Origin of the sequence: Paenibacillus sp. Y5S-9, from assembly GCF_036894235.1 — a bacterium.
Lineage (GTDB): Bacteria > Bacillota > Bacilli > Paenibacillales > Paenibacillaceae > Paenibacillus.
In genome coordinates, this window is sequence record NZ_CP145887.1 from 722,300 (window position 1) to 745,471 (window position 23,172).

The following is a 23,172-nucleotide window of genomic DNA, read 5'->3' on the forward strand; positions in this document are numbered from 1 at the left end:
AGTATATTCCACGAGCTTGTTGTCCTATGAGTGCAAAAAAAAGAGCCCCTGAGGGCTCTGGAAAAAATTCAATGATTGAAATTTGGTTATTCTCCACTATTCGTGTTTTGCACATCGTCACTGCTTGTCTTCGTTACATGACTCAGGAAAGTTGAGACACGGCGCAGGTATTCCTTTGGATGCTCCCGGAAGATCAACTCATGATGCGCATCCTGGACAATCCATACATCCGAGTACGGATTGGTCTGGTTGGCGGCGAGCTGCTCCGCAATTGGATAAGGCGCCTTCTCGTCCTCTGTACCATGGATGAAGAAAATCGGGAACGGATAATCTTCCTTTTTCACTTCCTGATACGGGATCTGTTGCAATCCGGTACCATTCAGAACAGGGAACAACAGATTCATGATCTCGAGTGTAGGCTGACGCGGGAGATCGATCTGGTTATGAATGTTGTGGTACAGCGTATCCGGCTCAAGCAGGAACGTACTGTCCAGAATCATTGCATCCACTTCCTGTGTAATCAGCCCAGTCTGAAGCGCTGTACCGGCACCCATCGAGAAGCCCCAGACAACCAGTTCCTGCGCACCACGTTGCTTGGCGAACTGGATCGCACCGAGCAATTGCTGTGACTCAGCTTTGCCACCTGTGGCTACAGCTTTGTTCACCTGTGAGGCGAAGCCATAATCGAACATGACCACGTTGAACCCAAGTTGATGGGCATAGTGTGCCAGGTCATACATGGGTACCCATGTTTCTTCACGATTGGCACCATAGCCGTGACTGAAAATAATCGTTTTGCTTGCAGCATTGTCAGCAGGTATATACCATCCCTGCATCGTGCGGCTGCCATCTGCTGCCGGGAACGTGATGTCTTCATACTTCATGTTCTTGGCCTGCATTGGATTGGAGAAGACCGGTGCTACAGTAGGATTGGATAATACCCATGCGATATAACCATGCAGTGCAATAAAACAAAACAGTAGAAAAAATACAACGGAGAGCAGCAACGCTACGATAATATGTTTGAACCGAATCAGCCTCGGTGATAGGGAAGAGGGCAGATCGGACACTTTTGTTTGCAGCGGGGCTTCGCTCTGGGATGTTGGATACATGAATGCCCCTCCTTTGAAGTTCAGTTGAAGATAACAACGACATGAAAAGAGAATTGCGTTTATTTCAGAGCCTGCTTCAGAGCGATATCTTAATGTAATATATCTTTATCGTATGTTCCAATATAGTCAAAGTCAATTGATTGAGGGCATTTGTTACGCAATTGTTATATAGTTCTTAAGATATATGGGTAACATTACCTTAGTGTGTAAATTACAGGGGATTAAGTCTTATAAAAAGGAAAAATTTACAGGTTGGCCTATTTTGATTTTGGCTCTTTTTGGTTTACAGATGAGACCGTTTCTCATATAATTTATGTAACCAAGTTTCATGTGATGAAACATGAGGAGGGCATTATGCCATGGAAGATCGCAAGTTAACCGTCCGGGCTGTGGAACGGGCGCTGGATATATTATTATGTTTTACCACACGCAGTGATCTGGGACTCACCGAAATTGCCAGCCAGATCGGCTTGCACAAAAGTACAGTGCACCGTTTGATGGCTACGCTGGAGGATCGAGGGTTCGTGATCCGTGATGCAGCAACAGAGAAGTACCGACTTGGCATCCGAATCTGGGAGCTGTCAGCTCATATGTCCCGCAGTGATGATCCCGCTATTCTGCTGCTGCCTGCGATGGAGCGACTGAGAGATCGATTGGGAGAGACCGTGAGTCTGTACCTGCGTGATGGGAGTGAACGGATACGGATTCAGGCTGTGCAAAGTGATCAGGCGATTCGCCGAGTCGCCCCCGTTGGTGTTAGACTCCCGCTGTCTGTGGGCGCTTCCAGCAAAGTTTTGATGGCGTTTGCCACGGACGAGGATCGTGAAGAACTGATGAACGGCCCGGAATGGCCGGTGTTTATTGATCCGGCGGTGTATTTGGCGCAGATGGGAGATATCCGGGATAACGGATATGCGACGAGTTATGAGGAACGTGAGCCGGGAGCTGCCGCGGTATCTGTACCGATTATGGATCGCAGAGGCAATATTGCAGCTGCGCTCTCGGTCTCAGGGCCTGTCAGCCGACTCTCGCAGGAGACATTGCATGAATACGCACCTGTGTTGAAGGATGCTGCTACGCAGATGGGGCTCATGTTATCCTGATGTTGAGGTGAGGTTTTTTCTCCAATTGAGTTAGTGTTCTGGAATATAAAGGTTGTTTTTATGTTCCGGTTGCGCTACTCTGTAATGGACGGCCCAACGGAGCCAGCTTCATTGAATATGAACGGCGGCTTATGTAAGCCGCAACTTACTAACGTTACTGGGGGAGTCCGAATTGTCCGGACTGAGACGGAATCGCATGAGATTCCGGACCCTTTGCACCTGATCTGGATCATACCAGCGTAGGGAAGTAATCGGCGATATGACCACAAACCACCACATGATGTGACCCTTGTAGGGCTCTGTTAAGGAGCTGCGTAAAGGTGCATTATTGGTGATGGACATAAAAGTCGGTTCCTTCGGGGACCGGCTTTTTTATATACAGTGAACGGGCGATATAGAGCGGATTCTATGGGCTCCTTTTTCAATAATCTGCGAAAGTGGGCTTGGATGATGAGAGAGAAGTCACCATAGATTCATGATCTGTGTCAGCCTCCGTCTGTTGTGAACTGTACATGAATAATGTCTCCTCTGGTCTGGTGTAGGATCGCTCTTTCTTCTCTGTGCTCTGGATGATTTGGGACAGGTGCGTAAGTGAGCTGATGACGATACCAATGAAACCAAGTGAACGAACACTGAGGAGGAGACAAGCGAACATGAGTACAGGAAACCAAACGGGACAACAAGCGATGGAACAGGAACATAACGGTCAGCAGATGGAAAAGGAAACAGGAGCGGCCGAACGGGTTCAGCCCTTTCCGGGCAGCCGCAAAGTCTACATTCAGGGCTCACGGCCGGACATTGCTGTACCGGAGCGTGAGATAGCCCTTCATGACACAAATACTCCCCAAGGGGTGGAGCATAACGAACCGCTACGTGTCTACGATACGAGCGGCCCCATGACCGATCCCGCATTTCATGCGGATATCCGCGCAGGTCTGCCAGCCCTGCGCACTCGCTGGATCACAGAGCGTGGCGATGTCGAAGCTTATCAGGGCCGTACGGTTAAACCGGAGGATAACGGACAAAAGCCCGGAGGGAAGAGAGCCGGCGCCGAAGAGTACCCTGGATTGCGTGGCAAACCGCTGCGAGCACAGACAGGACGCTGTGTGACTCAGATGCATTATGCGAGGCAGGGAGTCATTACGGCAGAGATGGAATTCGCCGCCATTCGTGAGGGCGTAGAACCGGAATTTGTAAGGCAGGAGCTGGCGAGTGGACGTGCGATTCTGCCATCCAACATCAATCACCCGGAGAGTGAACCGATGTTGATCGGTCGTCATTTTCACGTGAAGATCAATGCCAACATAGGTAACTCTGCCGTATCTTCCTCCATCGAGGAAGAGGTGGAGAAGATGACCTGGGCGGTACGTTGGGGATCGGATACGGTGATGGATCTGTCCACAGGCAAAAACATTCATACCACCCGGGAATGGATCATCCGTAATTCACCTGTGCCGATTGGTACGGTGCCGCTGTATCAAGCGCTGGAGAAGGTGAATGGCGAAGCGGAAGCTCTGACCTGGGAGTTGTACCGTGATACGCTCATTGAGCAGGCAGAGCAGGGCGTGGACTACTTTACGATTCATGCAGGTGTATTGCTGCGTTATATCCCCATGACCGCCAAGCGGATGACAGGCATTGTGTCTCGGGGCGGTTCCATTATGGCAGCATGGTGCCTTGCGCATCATCAGGAGAATTTTTTGTACACCCATTTTGAAGAAATCTGCGAGATTATGAAAAGGTATGATGTGGCGTTTTCGCTGGGAGATGGACTTCGTCCAGGCAGTATCTACGATGCCAATGACGAAGCTCAGATGGCGGAACTGGCTACGCTTGGAGAACTGACGCAGATCGCATGGAAGCATGATGTGCAGGTGATGATCGAAGGCCCGGGGCATGTGCCGATGCACAAGATCAAAGAGAATGTGGACTTGCAGATGGAGATATGCCAAGAGGCACCGTTCTATACGCTGGGGCCGCTGACGACCGACATTGCCCCGGGTTACGATCACATCACCTCCGCCATTGGTGCGGCCATGATTGGCTGGTTCGGCACGTCCATGCTCTGTTATGTTACACCAAAAGAACATTTGGGCCTGCCCAACAAGGATGATGTGCGGGAAGGGGTCATCGCCTACAAGATCGCAGCTCATGCCGCAGATCTGGCGAAGGGTCATCCGCGTGCCCAGCGCCGGGATGATGCATTGTCCAAGGCACGCTTCGAGTTCCGCTGGCGTGACCAGTTTAACCTGTCACTGGACCCTGAACGTGCGCTGTCCTACCATGATGAGACGCTGCCGGCAGAAGGAGCCAAAGAAGCTCATTTCTGCTCCATGTGCGGACCGAAGTTCTGTAGCATGCGCATCACGCAGGACATTCGTGCCTTTGCCGCGGATAAAGGATTGTCCGAGAATGAGGCTGTAGCTGCCGGGATGCAGGAAAAGGCCGAGGAATATCGGACACGTTCCTAAGCGCCGGTACAGCGCAAGCTGGGCAGTCTGACATCGTTTGAAGGTGAGAATACTGCTATAATGTCGTCTGCTTCATCTTACTGATCAGCTTCCTGATACTTTTTATCAGCATTATGGTTGATTGTCTAGCAGATGTTTAATAAAATGAATGTAAGTAAACACCAATAAGAGTAGCCAGGCCAATGGCTACTCCTGCACAGCATTTGCGGTGGGTATTCCTCCGAGTGCAGCAAGTTCAGATGAAGTGACCCGTCAGGCCGTCAACCTGTGGCGGGTCACTTCTTTTTACGATCGATGTATGTCAGGAGCGCAATAATTAACATCGCGAACACGATTACGTCGTTAAAAGAGAAGTTCATAGGATCACCTCCCACTGGAGGCAAGCCTATTTCCCACCACAAATTGGCTGTACAAAGTGATTATACCATTTGAAATGCTCTTGTTCGAGAGCGTTTTTATTTTGCAAAAGGAAGCAATATAGTAGTTTTCACATGATTTTAGCGATTGTAATACTTCACTCCAAACCCACTACTACAATCGAGCCAGGCCCAAATTCTTCTCCAAATACGCCGCAAGCAATGCCAGCGGACTATGGATTGTAATACCGCGATCTATTGTAACCTGGGCAGCTGCGGGAGCCATAGATAGTTGGGCTGCCACTACCGTTTTACCCGAATACTGCTCAGCAATCTGCTGTAATCCTTCACGTACCGCTTCGAGATACCCTTGCTGATCTCCACGCATAATCAACTCAAATGTCCCAGGGATGCATACAGCTTCCGTCTGAGATGTCTTGGCAACGTGTAGTTGCCCATGCTCATCCTCTTGCTGTAATGCCTGATTCACCCGTGCCATCGTGCCTTCAACGGTTGCAGGGTTGGTGAATGCTATGATGTAATCTCTTGGTACTCGCCGCATCTCCTTCAATAACGGATCATCTATGCCGATCACGGGCACAGGGACCTGTGTGGCTTCCTGCTCCAGTACTGTCGCAAACAGGGTGCACGTGACCAGAATGGCATCTGCATGACACTCAGCGATCCATTGGAGCGTCTGGGCTACCTTCTCGTGAATAACGACCTCGGAAAAGTCAGCGTCATGTTTAAGACGGTCCAGACCTGGATCGACGTAATGGACCAATTCAACTTCATAAGGAGCAAGCGTCTCTTCAATTAAGGCGATGTTGGAATAATGAGCGTGAAAACAACCAATGGTGATCATGTGCTAAGTCCCCTTTTACAGTTCGTATATGTCATGGATCTCGTAGATATTTAAACCATTATAGAAACATGACTGAGGACTGTACAGTCGTTTATTGCTAAACGCCAATAACCGCCATTCCGCCAAGCTGCGGAAAGACGGTTGATAACCGGATTCGACTAGGGTCCGGAGTCCATATTTATCTAAGGGAAGGAGAAGCATTTTTCTTCGCCATTTTTTGCTGTAAAATTTCATGAAAGGATAGACCTTGAGTGTTCTCATTCTCCTTTTTAGGAGCAGTGGTCGCCGTGTTGCGCGGATATTGGTGATGGTACGGGATCATTTGCTGAATAGGCATGCGGATCATCTTGGTTCCTCCTTTGATGCGTTTTTTTTGAATTATGTATTTCGATTGGTTACCATGCCAGGTGCGCATATAGGTACATGTGACTTGTTAGACGAAATAGACGACTTTAGAATGTAATTCCAATTGGATTGTAGTGATTTTACCCGGTTTTAAGGAGATGTAAACGTTTTTAGGGAAATTCAGGAGTAAAGGACCTGATATGAAAGGTTTGATATGGGAGGATCGAATCGGTTGTTATGTGAATAGTCCCAATTTTAAGGAAGTCAATGGTACCCGCTTATGAGGCATATTGTCTGATTAAATGATGCAAAGCATGCTAACTAACTTGGTACCATGGTCGGGTTGTTTAGGTGGTAATGTAGTTCCGGATATAACAAAAAAACTGCCGAGCGAACTCGGCAGCTTGCATGATATACAGAAGGATGCCAGGGAAACTTGGATCCTGTGTGAGGTGGTATCGTGTTGGGTTTTATCTACTTTGGCGAACAGCGATGTATATATCCACTTGTACACTTTCGGGATTCAGGCTGCGTTCATCATACAACTCAAAATCCCCGGTGAACGTACGATCGCTTTGTTTGTCCCATGCCCACACGGCTCCCCAAGCTTCGTGAGCAACCTCTGCCATCGGCCCTGTTCTGGAAGTAAATACGGCGTAAGTTGCAGGAGGGAGTAAAATGTCATCCAATCCTTCAGGCAATGATTCGTTCGGACTGACCTCATGCCCTACCAGTATGGTGTATTCTCCGGTTATGCCATCGGTGTAATCCGTGTAACAGCCATAGCGAACAACTTCAGGTGCAGGGAGGTGCTCTGAGGCAAAATAATTGTTCCAGAGTCCCTGAATACAGCCTTTGCCACTGATCTCAATGGCGTTGGTTGTGCGGGCGGATACGCCGGCAAGACGTTTGCCTGGGAGCGTGACATAACGAACGGGCTGGGCAGAGAACGAATAATCTGTTGTTACCTGACCAGGATTAGCGGAAGCAGTAGAGTTTTCAGCGAGTGATTCTGCATGTTGATCCGTTGTATTTATGCGCCAACGCTTCAAAAAAGGAAGCTGGTTGCGCAGCATCGAACGAGCGGATTCCTCATCCATGCCCTCGTCCTTCAGAATGGCAGTGCACATCTCCGTCATGCCTTCGAGTGAAATACCGGGCTGCTCGAACTTGCCCTCTTTGTAACAATAGATACAGTACTCACGGGTTGTGCTCCCATCTGCTTCCGTTCCGAATTGGGCAGGTGCTGTGAGCGGCATGCCGCAGCTTTGACATACAGTGACGTTCATGATTGGTTCCTCCTCATATATGTACAGATTGTATATATCTGAAGTATACGGGGAGGAACTGGACAGCTGTCTGTCAGGTTTGAGTCGGAGGTATATAATTTTGTACAATTTGCTCAGCGATACGGCAGATCTCGTCCCGAATATGCTGAGGTTCCAATACTTCAACGTCCGCGCCGAAGCCCAGAATGAACCCATATAACCAGCCATCCTCGGGAAAAGCAACCTGGCTAATATAATACCCAGTCCCATCAGGCATGACGTTCTCGATCCCAAACCATTCTTCCGCAGTATGACGGACGCGAGGATGGAATTTCAAGGTTAACCTAGCCTGATTGTCCGGACGGCTCCATTCCTGCTGCCAGGGTCTGTCCTGTGGGTTGATGACTTTACGATCGAAGTGCTCATTAGCAAGTGTGACATCTTGCATGCGCACAAGCTTGAACATGCGAAATTGATTCCGCTCGTGGCAAAAAGCATACAGATACCAGGAATGCTTCTTGAGTACGATGGTATGAGGGTCGGCAGTTCGGTGAGTATGGATACCTTCCGCACTGCAGTAGGTAAAGGTTACGGGTCGTAATTGATCCATACCCTGTTCGATAAGTTCAAGCTTGATTTTCAGCGCTTCGGGATGCGTCCAGGTTGAATAATCCACGATGAATCGATTGGTATTGGCCTGAAAATCGTCATTTTTGGATTCAGGTACGATACTGCTGAGTTTTTCGACCAGAAGCTCACGCGCCGCATTGGCATGGGAAGTGGATACACTGCGCAGTGCAGTGACGATGGAAGCGAGGTCCTTGTCTGTTAATACGTTTCGATCCAGACGGTAGCCCTCTGCCAGACCAATCCCGCCACTTGCCCCCTGATACGTCACCACAGGGATACCTGCTTGACCCAATGTATCGATATCTCGATAGATGGTCCGGATTGATACTTCGAACATATCTGCCAAGTCTTTGGCTTGTACCCGTCCACGATTGATTAGCAGCACTACGATGGCTAATAAACGCTCCAGTTTCATATGTATGGATTCCTTTCATTGGTTTATCTGTTGGATTCAAATATGTTATAATGCCCAGCATCACACATAGGAGTGGAATAAGCAATGAAGCGAATTACGATTCTGATCGCAGACGATGAAGTTGAGATCGCTGATCTGGTTGCTTTACATTTACAAAAAGAAGGATATCACACCATCAAGGCCTTTGACGGGAAGGCGGCGGTTCAAGCTGTTCAGACTCAAGCGATAGATTTGGCGATTCTGGACATTATGATGCCTGGCATGGATGGGTATGAGGTGACTCGTAAAATTCGGGAGCAGCATCATTTACCGATCATTTTCCTGAGTGCCAAAACGTCAGATATGGACAAAATTACGGGACTCGTGATGGGCGCGGACGATTATATGACCAAACCGTTTAATCCGATGGAGCTTGTTGCCCGGGTTAACTCCCAGTTGCGTCGTTCTCTGCAATTCAGCCAGTCTGCGCCTGTTCAGAGGTCCATTCTGGAGAAGGGTGGGCTCATCATCACGCCAGATCAACATCGCGTTACACTCTACGGCAGACCAGTGGAACTAACACCGAAGGAATTCGACATTTTGTATCTGCTCGCGAGCCACCCCAAGCAGGTGTTCAGTGCAGAAAACATTTTTGAACAGGTGTGGGGAGAAGCCTATTACGAGAGTGGGAATACCGTGATGGTCCATATTCGGACCCTGCGAAAAAAGCTGGGGGAAGATGTGAACAAGAACAAGTTTATCAAAACCATCTGGGGTGTGGGGTACACGTTTAATGACTAAACGAAGAAGTTTTCGTACAACCATGATTATGTTGCTAGGGTTAAGCATGCTTGCCTCTGGTGCAATTACCTATGGGATTTACAAGCTTATGCAAGCCTATTATTCGGGTGTCCGTGCAGAAGATCAGCTCGCTGAATATCGTCATTTTATGAGAAGTATCGGGGATATCTATTTCTTCCTGATTTTATTTATCCCACTGGCCATTCTATTTTTCTTCTGGTTTACCAAGCCCTACGCGACGTATTTCAAGGACATTTCCACAGGGATCAGGCATTTGGCCAATGGAGACTTTCAGCATCGTGTGCAGATATCTTCGAAGGACGAGTTAGGTACGATTGCGGAGGATGTGAACCTGGCAAGTGAGAAGTTAAAGGAAGCGGTAGAACGAGGGGATTTTGCTGAAAATAGTAAGGACCAGCTTGTCGTCAATCTGGCGCATGACCTGCGAACACCACTGACGTCTGTGCTTGGATATTTGGATCTGCTCATGAAGGATGATCAGCTAACGGAGGAGCAGGTTCGGCACTTTACGTCGATTGCATTCACCAAATCACAGCGTCTGGAGAAGCTGATTGATGATTTGTTTGAAATTACCCGTATGAATTATGGCATGTTGCCTATAAACAAGACACAGCTGGATCTTAGCGAACTGCTAAAACAGATGAACGAAGAGCTCTATCCTGTATTTGAAAAGAACCATCTGACCACCCGATTAAAAATAGACACTGACCTTACCATTTCCGGTGATGGAGAGTTGCTGGCTCGTGTGTTCGAGAACCTGCTGATTAACGCTGCACGGCACGGCAAGGATGGCATGTACGTAGATATTAATGGATATCGGGATGCTGAACAGGTCATCATTCAGGTAATTAACTATGGTGGACATATTCGTCCGGAGGAATTGCCACATATCTTCGATATGTATTACACCGGAGATCGTGCCAGAACCCCTCAAGAGGGTGGGACAGGCCTTGGCTTGTTTATCGCTCGCAATATTGTAGAGCAGCATGACGGTACAATCTCGGCCCAGAGCGACGTGGTACGGACGTTATTCGAAGTTCGTTTGCCCGTCTTCCAATAAGGCTCGACGTCAAATTTAAGAAAAACTTTAAAATTGCCCTGCTTTTTCTTTAACTTGTGTTGTCTATCCTTGATGTATGAGGTAAAAGGAGGAACAAGCATGAAAAAGTGGGGCTTTTTGATATGTATCATTTTGATCGGATATATCGTTACGCAATCACCGGGATGGATTCAGCAGAAGGATGAGTTGCCCATCGAGATTCAGAATACACGTGAAAATCCCGCAGGTTATACCGTATCCGTCACCGGAAACATTCAGGATCAGGTACATAAGGGCAACTTGTTACTGGTCGATAAGCAGTACCCCGTTCACCCGGAAGGAGTTAAATCCGATATTGTATATGTGGCACATGAGGATGATCTGCTTCGTGGATATGGAATACTGGATCAGAAAATCATGTTATCACGACAGGTGGCCCAGGAGTTTCAGAGGATGGTTGAAGCAGCAGGCGAAGAGGGAGTCCGATATTTTCTCGTCAGCAGTGGGTACAGGGACTTTGAAAAGCAGGACGAGTTATATCGGGAAAAGGGTTCAGACTATGCACTTCCTGCGGGTCACAGTGAGCACAATCTCGGGTTATCCCTGGATATTGGCTCCAGCCTGGCTGCGATGAATGAAGCACCAGAGGGTGCGTGGCTGGAGAAGAATGCATGGAAATACGGATTTATTTTACGTTATCCAAAGGATAAAGTGCGCATCACCGGTATTCAGTATGAACCATGGCACTTTCGATATGTAGGGCTACCGCACAGTGCTGTCATGTATAAGAATAATCTGGTGCTGGAAGAGTATCTCGATATGCTTAAAGAGAAAGAGAACATTACTGTGGAAGTAGAGGGTGAGGAGTATCATATCCGCTATTATCGAGCCACCCGAGACACAACCGTTTACATACCTGAGCAAGGACAAACTGAAATATCGGGTGATAACAAGGATGGCGTCATTGTCACCGTGAAGAAATAACAGGGCAGCACAAGGGAGGCGAAACAACATGAAGCACAACAACCAGAAGAAAAGCAAACATTACATCCTTTGGATTGCCGTTTTCATTATCTATTTATATCTGCTGACTAAGCTGATCCTGTTCAAAGGAAGCTCGGTCGATTTTGGCATCGTGAAGGATCGACTGATGGCGTTCTTGCAACAACCGGATCTGGTCCATACGCGAACCGTCAACCTGACACCATTTCAGGAAATCTCACGAGACTGGAACAGTCTGTCGTTACATCGTCCGGGTACCGCAATCCATCTGGCAGGTAATATACTGGCCTTTATCCCGCTGGGCATCTTCATTCCTGTGTTGACGGGCAACAAGTTATTCTCTGGAATAAAGGTGCTCCTGCTGTCACTGCTGCTCAGTCTGGGTTATGAAGTGACACAGTTAGTGACTGGCATGGGCATATTTGATGTGGATGATCTGATGCTTAATACACTCGGCGGCTTGATTGGATATATTGTTTTCACTATGGCTATGGGTCTGAAAAAGGTGCTGGTGGGAGGAGAATCCCGCGTGACGACGAAAAAGTTAAATTCTAAGGGAAGTCACGTGTAAGGATGAGAAGAACTTGATTATAATGGCTGTACTGTTCATTAGCGCAGGGATAATGTTTCTCGTGTATCCACACAAGGTAACGGATGCTTCGGAAAAACAGATTACGGAGCGAGTGATCATGTCTAGATGGGTCGGAGGCTCGTTAATTGCTCTGTCGTGTTTGTTTCTGATCATGGGCACGATTCAACTGTTAGATCAAGCCTCACATCACATTGGGCATTAGAAGGCAGTTGGCCTTGAAGCAACGGAGAACACACACATACTGAAACCCAAGGCTCTCCATCACTGTGCAGATTGCACGTTACGGGGAGTTTTTTTGTTGTTTCATAAGGTATCGAATTTAGCATAGGACCAGTGAACTTTGCGAGTAACATCGCAAATGAGGTAGAGTAGAGATGATGCGTTAGTGCCTATTCCTTACAAAAAAAGGAGGACATACATTGTATTCATTAGCTAAAGAACTAGCAGGAACCATGAGAGCCATTATGCAAATTGAAACCGAAATTGCTGAAGCTACGAATAATCACTACGATGAAGTAGTAGTGCGTGATTTAGAACAGAAAAGAACTGATCTGATAAGAGCTTGTACACGTGATGAGTTGCTGGTGATAAAAACAGTCATGAAAGTGGGACAATCGGAGAGAGGATATCGTCATTATTTCGATTCGAATGATGTTGAGATTATTTATCTCCCTGTTGAGTTAAACGAGCATGAGTTGATGCAGAAATATTCCTATTATCTTATACATAAGACTGAACGCGAACTTGCGGATAGCATTGAGTACTATACCGCTGTGTCAGAACAACTGAGAGAAGGTATGAAGATCTTAAAACTCTAAACTGTGATCTGTAAGTTCTAGGAGGCTTGTAAATGTTAATGAGAATTGTTGTATATCACTTCGATGTGTTCTACTATTACGTTCCCAATCAATATGCAGGAAAAATTGGCGAGTGGAGAGGAGAATTTATCGATTTTTTGCAGAGCCTAGAGTATAAGCACCCATTCACCCTGTATATCGAGTCTATTGATCATGAGGGAAATACGGAATATGCTCACTTTATTCGTAGTTACGGGGCGGATGATTTTGTGGACTGGATCAACGTGGAGAAATTAAATTGCAGAGGTGTATATCGTATTCCTGAACCACCTGATGATTCAGAAGTTGGATTAAATTTTGAGTTTTAAGTGATAAGAAGCTACTCATAATTAAATTGATGATGCATATCGATAGTTAAATAAAAAGCTCCCCACCACGTGCTGATTGCACGGAATGGGGAGCTTCTTTTTATAACTTCGTTACATTAATGATTCATGTAATTAAGCTTTTTTCATCATTTGACGCAATACAGTTTGCAGGATACCGCCGTTATGGTAGTAATCCACGTCAACCATGCTGTCCAGACGAGCGATAACAGGGAAGTCAAACTGTGTACCGTCTTCACGAGTTACGGTAACTTTCAACTCTTGTCCTGGCTTCACATCATTGCTGAGGCCAGTAATGTCATACGTTTCACGTCCGTTCAGACCAAGGCTGGACCAGCCATGACCTTCCTGGAATTGCAATGGCATTACGCCCATGCCCACCAGGTTACTGCGGTGGATACGCTCGAAGCTTTCCGCGATAACGGCTTTGACGCCGAGCAGGAATGTTCCTTTTGCCGCCCAGTCACGGGAGCTTCCTGTACCATACTCTTTACCAGCGATAACGATCAGGTTCTGTCCTTCATCCTGATACTTCATGGAAGCATCGTAGATGGACATTTCTTCGTCCGTTGGCAGGTACTTCGTGATACCGCCCTCGGTGCCCGGAGCCACCTGGTTACGAATACGAATGTTGGCAAACGTACCACGCATCATGACTTCATGGTTACCACGGCGTGAACCGTAGGAGTTGAAGTCTTTGCGCTCTACGCCATGATCTTTCAGGTACAGTCCAGCCGGGCTGGATGGTGCAATATTACCTGCTGGCGAGATGTGGTCCGTTGTTACGGAATCCGCAAGCAAAGCCATCACGCGTGCAGAACGGATATCTGCGATATCGTTCAACTTGTCGCCAAGCTCTTGGAAGAACGGAGGATTCTGAATGTACGTGGAGTTCGGATCCCACTCGTACAATTCGCCTTCCGGTACAGAAATTGCATTCCAACGCTCATTGGCTGTAAATACATTCTCGTACTTGTTGCGGAACATCTGAGCGTTCAGGGAACTAGCGATAGTATCCTTAATTTCCTCGGAGGTAGGCCAGAGGTCTTTCAGGAATACAGGCTCATTGTTCGTATCATAACCGATTGGATCGGTTTCAAAGTCAATATTCACAGTACCTGCAAGTGCATATGCCACAACGAGTGGTGGCGATGCCAGGTAGTTGGCTTTAACCTGTGCGTGTACACGGCCTTCGAAGTTACGGTTACCGGACAATACAGCCGCTACGGTCATATCGTTCTCAGCAATAGCTTCGCTCACTTCGTCCGGCAGTGGGCCGGAGTTACCGATGCATGTTGCACAACCGTAGCCGGCAACGTTGAATCCGAGTTGGTCGAGGTACGTGATCAGGCCTGCTTTTTCCAGGTACTCGGTAACAACAAGTGAACCTGGTGTCAGACTGCTTTTCACATATCCTGGTTTGGTCAGGCCGCGTTCAACTGCTTTTTTCGCCAGCAGTCCCGCTCCGACCATAACACTTGGATTCGAAGTGTTCGTACAACTTGTGATCGCTGCGATCACAACAGCGCCTGCTTTCAGTTCACTGGTGGAACCGTTCGGGTGTTTCACAGGTACGGTTTGTTCGATTTTCTCATCACTCAGCCCGTATCCGCCTTTATCTACAGGTGTACGGATGATGCTGTTGAAGCTTTCTTTCATTTGTGTCAGCTCGATGCGATCCTGTGGACGTTTTGGTCCGGCAAGACTTGGTACAACAGAGCCGAGATCCAGTTCAATCACATCTGTGAATTCAGGGTCAACGGTGCTGGAAGTACGGAACATGCCTTGAGCTTTGTAATAAGCTTCAACCAATTCTACTTGCTCGTCAGGACGGCCAGTGCTGCGCAGATAGTTCAACGTTTCACTATCAACAGGGAAGAAACCGATCGTTGCGCCGTACTCTGGTGCCATGTTGGCTACTGTTGCACGGTCAGCCAGACCGATGTTGGCAAGACCTGGGCCGTAGAACTCAACGAATTTACCAACAACGCCTTTTTTACGAAGCAATTGGGTAACGGTCAGTGCCAGATCCGTTGCTGTTGCGCCTTCACTCAGGCTGCCTGTCAGTTTGAAACCGATAACGTCCGGTGTTACAAAATAAAGCGGTTGGCCAAGCATACCAGCTTCGGCCTCGATTCCACCAACACCCCAACCAACAACGCCAAGTCCGTTGATCATGGTGGTGTGGGAGTCTGTACCTACGAGGGAATCCGGGAATACAACGGTCTCGCCGTCAACGGTTTTTGTTGCTGCCACGGAAGCCAGATACTCCAGGTTAACCTGGTGAACGATCCCTGTGGATGGTGGAACTGCACGGAAGTTGTTGAATGCCGTTTGCGCCCAACGCAAGAAGCGGTAACGCTCTTCATTACGCTCGAACTCAACTTTGATATTGTAATCAAGTGCATCATTGGTACCAAAAGCATCAACCATGACGGAGTGGTCAATAACGAGATCGACCGGTACGAGTGGGTTGATCTGTTTTGGATCGCCGCCTGCTTTTTTCACAGTATCACGCATTGCAGCAAGGTCAACGACAACCGGTACACCGGTGAAATCCTGCAGAACGATACGTGCAGGGATGAATGGGATTTCCTTGTTATTATCACGGCCATCTGCCCAGCCGGTCAGTTGTTTTACATGTTCTTCGGTAATGGCACGTCCGTCGAATTGACGAATTGCTGCTTCAAGCAACACTTTAATGGAGAAAGGAAGCCTGGAAAGATCGCCGTGGCCGTTTTCCTGAAGAGCATCGAGACTGTAGTAGCGGTAAGACTTGCCTCCAACCTCAAGACTGCGAGCGGCGGAGAAATGATTCTTTGCTGACATACATGTACCTCCTTGGGATGTGTCGGTGAGATGAAGAAAACGTTCATTTAGGTGAAGAACAGGCCTTCATCGTTCCGTGTTCTTGTTCGTTAGTTTCATCAGATGAAACGTAATTTCATAATCATGACTTTAGTTTTAAGTATACCGTTTTCACCTCCGTACGTAAAGGTCTTTTTGCCTGATCAAGCAAGCTTTTGCACCAATGAAGGCGTTTTCGTGAAGCAGGCAGGAATAAGATATCTCATGTACCTGTATTTGCCGAATTTTGGATCTCCTTCCCGAGCCGTGTACATACAACCGAGGACCCTTTCATATGAATAGTAGGAGTTTATATACGCAATGAAATATTCCAGACAGAACTCATGCCAAAGGGGGACATAGGCTTGGAACGGGAATGGAAGAGTGCCTTATATACTTACGTGAACCAGTACAATCGCTGTGAGATCGACTACCGTCCACAGACCAGCGAACGGATCGTTACCGATCCTGACTTCGTGGTGGAACGGGGAGAGCGTATGGCAAGGCTGGACGAATGGTATCGTAAGCGGCGCGCCGTGCCTCTTCGCAGCGAGACCAGCGCCAAGCTTGTGCGCACGCTTATGGATGGCCATGAAGAAGCGGTGGTGGATGTACAATTGTACAGCAGACTGTTCTACGAGAAGAGCGGGATCACCCACCGGGAGGACCGGATTGAGCGGGAGCGGTTAACCTTTCTGCGGCAGAGTGGTGGATGGATCATTGGACGGGTAGAGCGAGAAGTGCCGGAGCGTCGCCCTGCTGGGGAAGGACGTCCGTTTCAACAAGCTGATTTTGTACAGGCGATGAATCGGCCGCTGCTGAATCGGGAAGTGCTGGGTCAAGGAAGAAGCTCACGGCAACAGTCATATCGCAGAGATCTGGCAGTTGCCTATGCAGATCGGTGGTGGAATGCGGGGAATCCGGCATTTGAGGAATTTGATGTAGATTGCACCAATTACGTGTCCCAATGTCTCTTTGCAGGGGGCGCACCCATCCACTATACTGGTAGAAGAGAAGCTGGCTGGTGGTATAAAGGGTATGTGAACGGCTCCGAAATGTGGAGTTACAGTTGGGCAGTTTCCAACAGTCTGGAGCGTTATTTGTCAGGCAGCAGCTGGGGTCTGACCGCGACAGAAGTGGAGCGTCCTGAGCAGCTGATGCTCGGCGATGTTATTCTCTACGATTGGGATGGAGATGGACGATTTCAGCACAGCACCGTTGTGACCGCGTTTGATGCAGGCGGTATGCCGCTTGTTAACGCACATACGGTTAGCAGCCGTCACCGATTTTGGGATTACCGGGATTCTTACGCTTGGACGGAGCGGACGGTATACCGGCTTTTTCATATTGCAGATGAGTTTTGATGACGAAAGATTTTCGGGATGCGGTGACGCAGACATCCAGTTCCGTGTAAAATAAGATCAGATAACGCAAGCAGAATAACAAGGGTGCTGAGCATGCAAGCATGACAGCATCAGGCACAGATAATCGGAGGGTACACATGAGTATGGATAAATTAAAAGTAGGCGTCGTGTACGGCGGGAAATCGGGCGAGCATGAGGTGTCGCTGCAAACGGCGTTTGCTGTAACAAACGCATTTGATTATGAAAAGTATGAACTGGTTCCTTTTTATATCTCCAAGCAGGGTACGTGGAAAAAAGGACCTGTCATGCATGCGCCGTTCGCGCAGATTGAAGAATTGAAGCTGGAGCAATCGGCGGGTGGAACGCAGGATGCTCTGAACGCACTGTTTGGCCGTTTGTATGGCGGAGCAGAAGCGCTGGACGTGATGTTCCCTCTGCTGCATGGTACGTTTGGAGAGGATGGTACCATTCAGGGCATGTTTGAGATGGCGGATATGCCATATGTAGGTGCAGGTGTACTGGCTTCTGCTGGCGGCATGGACAAAGTGGTCATGAAAAAGCTGTTTGCACAGGCTGGCATTGACCAATGTGCCTTTACGTATTTTAATGCTACACAATGGAAGCAGACAGAGCACGAAATGATCGTACAGGTCGAAGATCAGCTGGGGTATCCTTGTTTTATCAAACCGGCAAATCTGGGCTCCAGTGTAGGCATCTCCAAAGCGCGTAACCGCGATGAGCTGAAGACAGCTGTCGAGTTCGCACTTCGGTATGATACGAAGGTTGTCATTGAGGAGTTTGTCGAAGCACGCGAGGTTGAGGTCAGCGTCCTCGGCAATGACGAGCCAATGGCTTCCGTTCCAGGCGAGATCGTATCCTCCGGTGAGTATTATGACTATGCAGCCAAGTATATTGATGGTCAATCACAGATGCTGATTCCAGCTCCACTGGACCCAGAGGCCGCAGATCGCATTCGCGAGGCAGCTTTGCAGGCGTTCCGTGCGATTGAAGGTAACGGTATTTCACGTGCGGACTTCTTCATTCGGAAAAATGACGGCGCCTTGCTTATTAATGAAGTCAACACCATGCCTGGTTTCACACCATACAGCATGTATCCACTTCTTTGGCGTGAGACAGGTGTATCGTATGCCGAACTGCTGGATCGCATGATTGAGCTGGCACTGGAGCGTTACAACCGCAAGCAGGCACTGAATTACGAGAACGGCGTCCAGGCGTAGCCTGCGACCACAAGATCAGGAGGGATATGCATGGGATTTCAGACTGAATTCAATTCCGTATGCAAGTTCAAGAATGAGCAGGAGCTGTTCGAACTGCTTGAATACGGACGCGGCAAAATGGTCAAACAGGGTTTCCGGGTATTTCCTACCGGCCAGAAAGTGATTGCATACACACCGGATAACGTGGCTGTAGCCATCGTCAAGATCGTGGTTTCCATTGCAGAGATCAACTTCCAGGGGCAAGAGGTAACCGAGGTGGAGATGCTACTCGTCCGCAAATTGACTGAGGAAGAATCACGCATCCAGACTGCCCTTGCGGATGAGATGTTCTTTGGAGAGCAAGCACAGGAGTAGTTGTTGACTGTAAGTGCGAGTCGGAAGGACTGATTTGCCAGAATACGATTATGGTCACTCTTTTAGGGTAAAACTTGGTTATATACAGTGACGGTACATCCTGACGGCTGAATATGCCGTGCGGGTTCTCCGCCCTAATAGAGAGGAAGAGATTCATGCTCGTACGCTTTGGTTACGTGGCAATGTCCGTGCTTATAGAGAACGCCTCGCCTTCCCGGACCATGACCATGTCGAGTTTTAACAAAATCGATGACAGGGAAGCAGCGATCCGCAAGCTCGAACGGATTGCAGCCGAGAACCTGCACAATACATTACGTTTGCTCAGGCACAACAAGGGTAGCCATATTCATGTATATCGCTTCTCTTCCAAATTGATTCCACTGGCAACACACGAGGACCTGAATGACTGGGACCCGTTCCCGGCACTGAAGCAGGACTTTGCGGCCATTGGTGATTTTGTGAAGGAAAATCGTATGCGTGTGTCCTTTCATCCGGATCATTTTACCGTACTTAGTACCCCACGCGAGCAAGTTCTGCACAACTCGATTCGCGACCTTCGTCATCATGTTCGGATGCTGGATGCCATGGGGCTGAATGCCACTGCCAAGAACAATATACATATTGGTGGTGCATACGGGGACAAGCCTTCGGCGGCGCTTCGTTTTGAAGAAAACTTTTTGAAGCTGGATCGGGACATCCAGGAGCGGCTCACACTCGAAAATGATGACAAAACGTTCAATGCGCCTGAGACACTAGCCGTGTGCCAGCGCTTGGGATTGCCCATGGTACTGGATATCCATCACCAGTGGGTGAACAACGAAGGAGAACAGGCATGGGATCTGTGGCCTGATATTCTAAAGACTTGGCAGTCGCCGCTTGCTCAGGCAGATTCACCGGCTGATCAGCCATTGCCACCCAAAATCCACGTCTCTAGTCCGAAGAGTGAGAAGGATCTGCGAGGTCATGCCGATGGTGTAGAGGTAGAGCCTGTGCTCGACTTCTTGCGTCATATCGCAGCAGACACCCCGAGGCTTGACGTGATGATTGAAGCCAAACGCAAGGATGAGGCTCTTGTGCAACTGATGCAGAAGCTGGCATTCTATCACGAAGAGGGTGTGGAGTGGGTGGACGAGTCTACCGTCATCATTCATCCGTAGTGCCAAAAGGGGCCTGGGCAACGAGAAACTTTATGACCTGTGGGGCGTATACTTTTAACAAGTATTTTAACTTTTCGTAGATTGATATAGAAAGTAGAGTGAACGCTTTGAATGAGAAGGAAAAGACACCTTATGTCGTGACAAGCAAAAGCTATACTGCCGTTGCCATTAATGCAGCTTCCAAAGCTGGCGAATGGATCAAAAGCCGTCTTGGGACGGTAGCTGAACTTGGCACCAAATATTCACCCCAAGATCTGGTGACCGAAGTGGATAAAGGAGCGGAACAGATGATCCGCCGCCTGATTCTTACGCATTTTCCCCACCATGCCATTCTGGGTGAAGAAGGCGTCGAACCGGGACCGGAAGCTTCGGCAAAAGCACTGAAAGAAGCAGAGGAAGAAGAGTTCCTGTGGATTGTTGATCCTGTGGATGGAACGACGAACTTTGTACACGGATTCCCGTTTTATTCGGTGTCCATCGCATTGGCTCACAATGGCGAAGTCATTGTCGGCGTGATCTACGACCCTTCCCGTGATGAAATGTTTGTTGCGGAAAAGGGGAAAGGAGCATATGTTCACGGAAACCGGATGCTGGTATCTGGTGAAAAGGAATTGGCTCAAAGCCTGATTGCGGTTGGATTCCCGGCAGACACAACCTTTGCGTTGCCACTGAATATGGCCGCTGTGCAGGCTCTTGCTCCGCAAGTTCGTAACTTGCGTGCAGGCGGATCTGCCGCCCTCCATCTGGCATATGTTGCAGCAGGACGTCTCAGCGCCTATACCGAAGTTGGATTGAAACCGTGGGATATTGCCGCAGGTGCGCTGCTGGTTGAAGAATCAGGTGGCAAGGTGACGGATACCATCGGAACACCTTATCAACTGTCTGTGAATCATGTCGTTGCCAGCAATGGCAAAATCCATGATGCACTGACGGATGTGCTGAAGGAAGCGAAAGCTACTGGTCTGGAGTGAGTCTATTCAACTCATCGATGCTTTAATTACTTTTAATTGTACATTAACGGAGGGGACAGAAGGCATCTGAAGAAGCGGAGCGCTCGCCTTTATCACCGGATTTCTACCTTGGAAAAGGGAATCAAAGAAATCTGGGGATAACAGCGATCGGAAGATGGTTCTGTACACGAAGTGAAAGTACAATAGTAATAATTAACGCATGTATGACTTTAATTAAAGGAGCGAAAACAATGGATGAATCCAAAGAACTGGAACGACGGCTCAGTGATATGCTGACGGAAGGGGACATGGAAGAGTCCGGCGACACCGATCAGCGTGAACGCCAGCTGATTCCTCCCAAGTATGAAGTGCGAATCCAGACGGAACGTGATCCAATTGTCGAGGAAACGTTAAAGTACCGGAAGATGGCACGCGAAGTGGACGATCGTTATGATCGATATCTGGAACGAGCTACCGGGAACAAACCGGAGAGCGACAAAGGTCATTCGATTGCTGAAGACTCGAATAAGCCGCAATCTTAACTAATCACTGAACGTCATAGCTGAGCTTATCCAGTAACAGGCCCCCCTTTAGGGAGCCTGTTATTTCATGTGTGCTCTCAGCAGAGAGGACAACGCCTACTTTAAAATGATAGAATAGAGTAACACGACTTATATCATTGGAATGACCGATGTACTATATATTAGTGTAATTATAGATTCGCGAAAAGGAGTGTTACCTGAATGAAGCGTAAACGTATATGGGAAAATACAGCTGCCGGTTTAACGGTAAGCATGTTGGCAGGAATGCTGCTCTTTACATCATCTGCATTGCCTGCACACGCGGCTGACACCAAAACCGGTGTATTGCCAGCAGGTACAAACGAGACTTCGCTGACTGCGAAGAAAGATGCAATAGCCGTAACCAAGGAGTTCCGCATCGTCACATTGGGAGATTCCATAACGGTAGGTTATGAGCCCAACACAAAAGAATTGCCTTATGGTTATGTAGAACGTTTGCATGAGCAGGGTTTGCTGCATGGACGTACACAGGTGGACAACTACGGGATTGCCGGATTGAAAACCAGTGGCCTGAAAAACTTCACTACTGCAATTAAGGATGGCAAAACACTGACTTCTGAAGCCATTCAACCAAGTCTTCCTGATCCAAGAGCGGGACAGATCGGAGCCAATACTGCTGCAATCCGTGAGAGTGTAGCACAGGCCAATCTGGTTGCAATTACCATTGGGGGAAATGATGTATCTGAGCTTCTCGGTACAGCAGACAAACTGAGTGATCAGGAACTGCAAGCGAAGGTAAAAGAATTACTCGCAACATATACAGCTAATGTTAGTGCAGCGATTAATGATATCCATGAAATTAACCCGACAGCTACAATTGTCATCGCCGACCAGTATCAACCGATGCCAGAAGTAGCAGGCAAGGCACTCTATGCCAAACTGATGGAGGCATCCCAAGGCTTCACACAAACTATTGATGGCATTGCAGCACAATTTACTGCTCAGGGTACCGATGTCAAAGTCGCACACGTCGCCAAGGAGTTTGTTGGTGGTGAAGGCACGATGACACATATGATCAAAGATCGTGATTTCCACCCGAATCAATTTGGATATGCGGCCATTGCCGAAGTATTTGCCAAAACGATCTGGGGAGATTACACCAAGCTGACTGCACCTGCCACAGGTGAACCAATGAATATTATCGTGAGTGGCAAAACATTAAATACACCGTACAAACCGATTATCCGTAACGGCAAAAACTTTGTGGCGATTCAAGACATCGTAAACGCTGTGGGTGCTACTACGGTGTGGGATAACAAAACTTCAACCGCAACCATTACATATGGAGACCGAAAGGTTGCTGTGAAGATTGGTGCCAATGCTGTGAAGGTAAATGGAGCATCGGTTACCGTGGATACACCTGCATTCCTGAATAAGGTAGGCAAAGAGTCCAAAACATATGTACCACTTGCCATGGTGGCTGAAGGTCTTGGCTTTGATGTGCAGTATGTAGCGAAGCTGAAAACTGTTTTTGTTAACCCGTAAATTGTATTTCACAC

The 23,172-nt window shown here is 48.2% G+C and carries 22 protein-coding genes and 1 riboswitch; of the genes, 16 read left to right on the plus strand and 6 right to left on the minus strand.

Translation table 11 applies throughout. From position 1 onward, the window contains the following. Window positions 1–86: 86 nt before the first annotated feature. Window positions 87–1,112 (minus strand): alpha/beta fold hydrolase, encoded by a 1,026-nt coding sequence (locus V6669_RS03355; protein WP_289391078.1) that lies wholly within the window; start codon window positions 1,110–1,112, stop codon window positions 87–89. A gap of 359 nt (window positions 1,113–1,471) precedes the next feature. On the opposite strand from V6669_RS03355, the gene V6669_RS03360 reads away from it, so the two are divergent. Together V6669_RS03360 and thiC are read left to right on the plus strand one after the other, a co-directional pair. Beyond that, entirely contained in the window at window positions 1,472–2,215 is a 744-nt protein-coding gene (locus V6669_RS03360; protein ID WP_017690772.1) for an IclR family transcriptional regulator, read from the plus strand. Window positions 2,216–2,364: 149 nt separating this feature from the next. Beyond that, window positions 2,365–2,478: riboswitch (TPP riboswitch) on the plus strand. Window positions 2,479–2,928: 450 nt separating this feature from the next. After that, complete coding sequence (gene thiC, locus V6669_RS03365; protein WP_338594829.1) at window positions 2,929–4,686, plus strand: phosphomethylpyrimidine synthase ThiC; 1,758 nt, start codon at window positions 2,929–2,931, stop codon at window positions 4,684–4,686. A 531-nt stretch (window positions 4,687–5,217) separates the two neighbouring features. Here the strand turns inward: thiC and V6669_RS03370 are convergent. The 4 genes from V6669_RS03370 to V6669_RS03385 all read right to left on the minus strand — a co-directional run bounded on the left by V6669_RS03370 (window position 5,218) and on the right by V6669_RS03385 (window position 8,565). Continuing rightward, window positions 5,218–5,907, minus strand: a complete 690-nt coding sequence (locus tag V6669_RS03370; RefSeq protein WP_338590687.1) for a hypothetical protein — start codon at window positions 5,905–5,907, stop codon at window positions 5,218–5,220. A gap of 178 nt (window positions 5,908–6,085) precedes the next feature. Next, window positions 6,086–6,253, minus strand: a complete 168-nt coding sequence (locus tag V6669_RS03375) for a hypothetical protein (protein ID WP_017690769.1) — start codon at window positions 6,251–6,253, stop codon at window positions 6,086–6,088. Between the two features lie 469 nt (window positions 6,254–6,722). Further along, a complete protein-coding gene (locus V6669_RS03380; protein WP_338590690.1) occupies window positions 6,723–7,541 on the minus strand; it encodes a zinc ribbon domain-containing protein in 819 nt (272 codons plus the stop codon). 73 nt (window positions 7,542–7,614) lie between these two features. Beyond that, entirely contained in the window at window positions 7,615–8,565 is a 951-nt protein-coding gene (locus V6669_RS03385; protein ID WP_338590692.1) for a YafY family protein, read from the minus strand. A gap of 84 nt (window positions 8,566–8,649) precedes the next feature. Here V6669_RS03385 and V6669_RS03390 point away from each other — a divergent pair, with 84 nt between their 5' ends. The 7 genes from V6669_RS03390 (at window position 8,650) to V6669_RS03420 (ending at window position 13,164) form a co-directional block, all read left to right on the plus strand. Next, window positions 8,650–9,345, plus strand: a complete 696-nt coding sequence (locus V6669_RS03390) for a response regulator transcription factor (protein WP_338590694.1) — start codon at window positions 8,650–8,652, stop codon at window positions 9,343–9,345. Beyond that, window positions 9,338–10,426: a HAMP domain-containing sensor histidine kinase gene (locus tag V6669_RS03395; protein ID WP_338590696.1), complete on the plus strand. Its 1,089-nt coding sequence runs from the start codon at window positions 9,338–9,340 to the stop codon at window positions 10,424–10,426. The genes V6669_RS03390 and V6669_RS03395 overlap by 8 nt, the downstream gene beginning before the upstream one ends. A 99-nt stretch (window positions 10,427–10,525) precedes the next feature. After that, window positions 10,526–11,389: a M15 family metallopeptidase gene (locus tag V6669_RS03400; protein ID WP_338590698.1), complete on the plus strand. Its 864-nt coding sequence runs from the start codon at window positions 10,526–10,528 to the stop codon at window positions 11,387–11,389. Window positions 11,390–11,417: 28 nt separating this feature from the next. Next, window positions 11,418–11,978 carry a VanZ family protein gene (locus V6669_RS03405; RefSeq protein ID WP_338590700.1) on the plus strand — a complete coding sequence of 187 codons (561 nt, stop codon included), beginning with the start codon at window positions 11,418–11,420 and terminating at the stop codon, window positions 11,976–11,978. 13 nt (window positions 11,979–11,991) lie between these two features. Then, complete coding sequence (locus tag V6669_RS03410; protein WP_338590702.1) at window positions 11,992–12,201, plus strand: hypothetical protein; 210 nt, start codon at window positions 11,992–11,994, stop codon at window positions 12,199–12,201. A 217-nt stretch (window positions 12,202–12,418) separates the two neighbouring features. Then, on the plus strand, window positions 12,419–12,817 hold the full coding sequence (locus tag V6669_RS03415; protein ID WP_338590704.1) for a hypothetical protein: 399 nt from the start codon (window positions 12,419–12,421) through the stop codon (window positions 12,815–12,817). A gap of 32 nt (window positions 12,818–12,849) precedes the next feature. Beyond that, window positions 12,850–13,164, plus strand: coding sequence for a hypothetical protein (locus V6669_RS03420; RefSeq protein ID WP_338590706.1), 315 nt, complete (start codon window positions 12,850–12,852; stop codon window positions 13,162–13,164). Between the two features lie 132 nt (window positions 13,165–13,296). Here the strand turns inward: V6669_RS03420 and acnA are convergent, their stop codons facing one another. After that, window positions 13,297–16,011 carry an aconitate hydratase AcnA gene (acnA, locus tag V6669_RS03425; protein WP_338590708.1) on the minus strand — a complete coding sequence of 905 codons (2,715 nt, stop codon included), beginning with the start codon at window positions 16,009–16,011 and terminating at the stop codon, window positions 13,297–13,299. Between the two features lie 377 nt (window positions 16,012–16,388). Between acnA and V6669_RS03430 the strand changes: the two genes are divergently transcribed. The 7 genes from V6669_RS03430 (at window position 16,389) to V6669_RS03460 (ending at window position 23,158) form a co-directional block, all read left to right on the plus strand. Then, window positions 16,389–17,393 carry an amidase domain-containing protein gene (locus V6669_RS03430; protein WP_338594830.1) on the plus strand — a complete coding sequence of 335 codons (1,005 nt, stop codon included), beginning with the start codon at window positions 16,389–16,391 and terminating at the stop codon, window positions 17,391–17,393. 137 nt (window positions 17,394–17,530) lie between these two features. Further along, on the plus strand, window positions 17,531–18,631 hold the full coding sequence (locus V6669_RS03435; protein ID WP_338590710.1) for a D-alanine--D-alanine ligase: 1,101 nt from the start codon (window positions 17,531–17,533) through the stop codon (window positions 18,629–18,631). A 30-nt stretch (window positions 18,632–18,661) separates the two neighbouring features. Next, window positions 18,662–18,985, plus strand: coding sequence for a hypothetical protein (locus V6669_RS03440; RefSeq protein ID WP_338590712.1), 324 nt, complete (start codon window positions 18,662–18,664; stop codon window positions 18,983–18,985). Between the two features lie 155 nt (window positions 18,986–19,140). Continuing rightward, a complete protein-coding gene (gene uvsE / locus V6669_RS03445; RefSeq protein WP_338590714.1) occupies window positions 19,141–20,142 on the plus strand; it encodes a UV DNA damage repair endonuclease UvsE in 1,002 nt (333 codons plus the stop codon). 98 nt (window positions 20,143–20,240) lie between these two features. Further along, on the plus strand, window positions 20,241–21,113 hold the full coding sequence (locus V6669_RS03450; protein ID WP_338590716.1) for an inositol monophosphatase family protein: 873 nt from the start codon (window positions 20,241–20,243) through the stop codon (window positions 21,111–21,113). Window positions 21,114–21,343: 230 nt separating this feature from the next. Beyond that, window positions 21,344–21,634, plus strand: coding sequence for a hypothetical protein (locus V6669_RS03455; RefSeq protein ID WP_338590718.1), 291 nt, complete (start codon window positions 21,344–21,346; stop codon window positions 21,632–21,634). A 201-nt stretch (window positions 21,635–21,835) separates the two neighbouring features. Next, window positions 21,836–23,158 carry a stalk domain-containing protein gene (locus V6669_RS03460; RefSeq protein WP_338590720.1) on the plus strand — a complete coding sequence of 441 codons (1,323 nt, stop codon included), beginning with the start codon at window positions 21,836–21,838 and terminating at the stop codon, window positions 23,156–23,158. The last annotated feature ends 14 nt before the right edge of the window (window positions 23,159–23,172 follow it).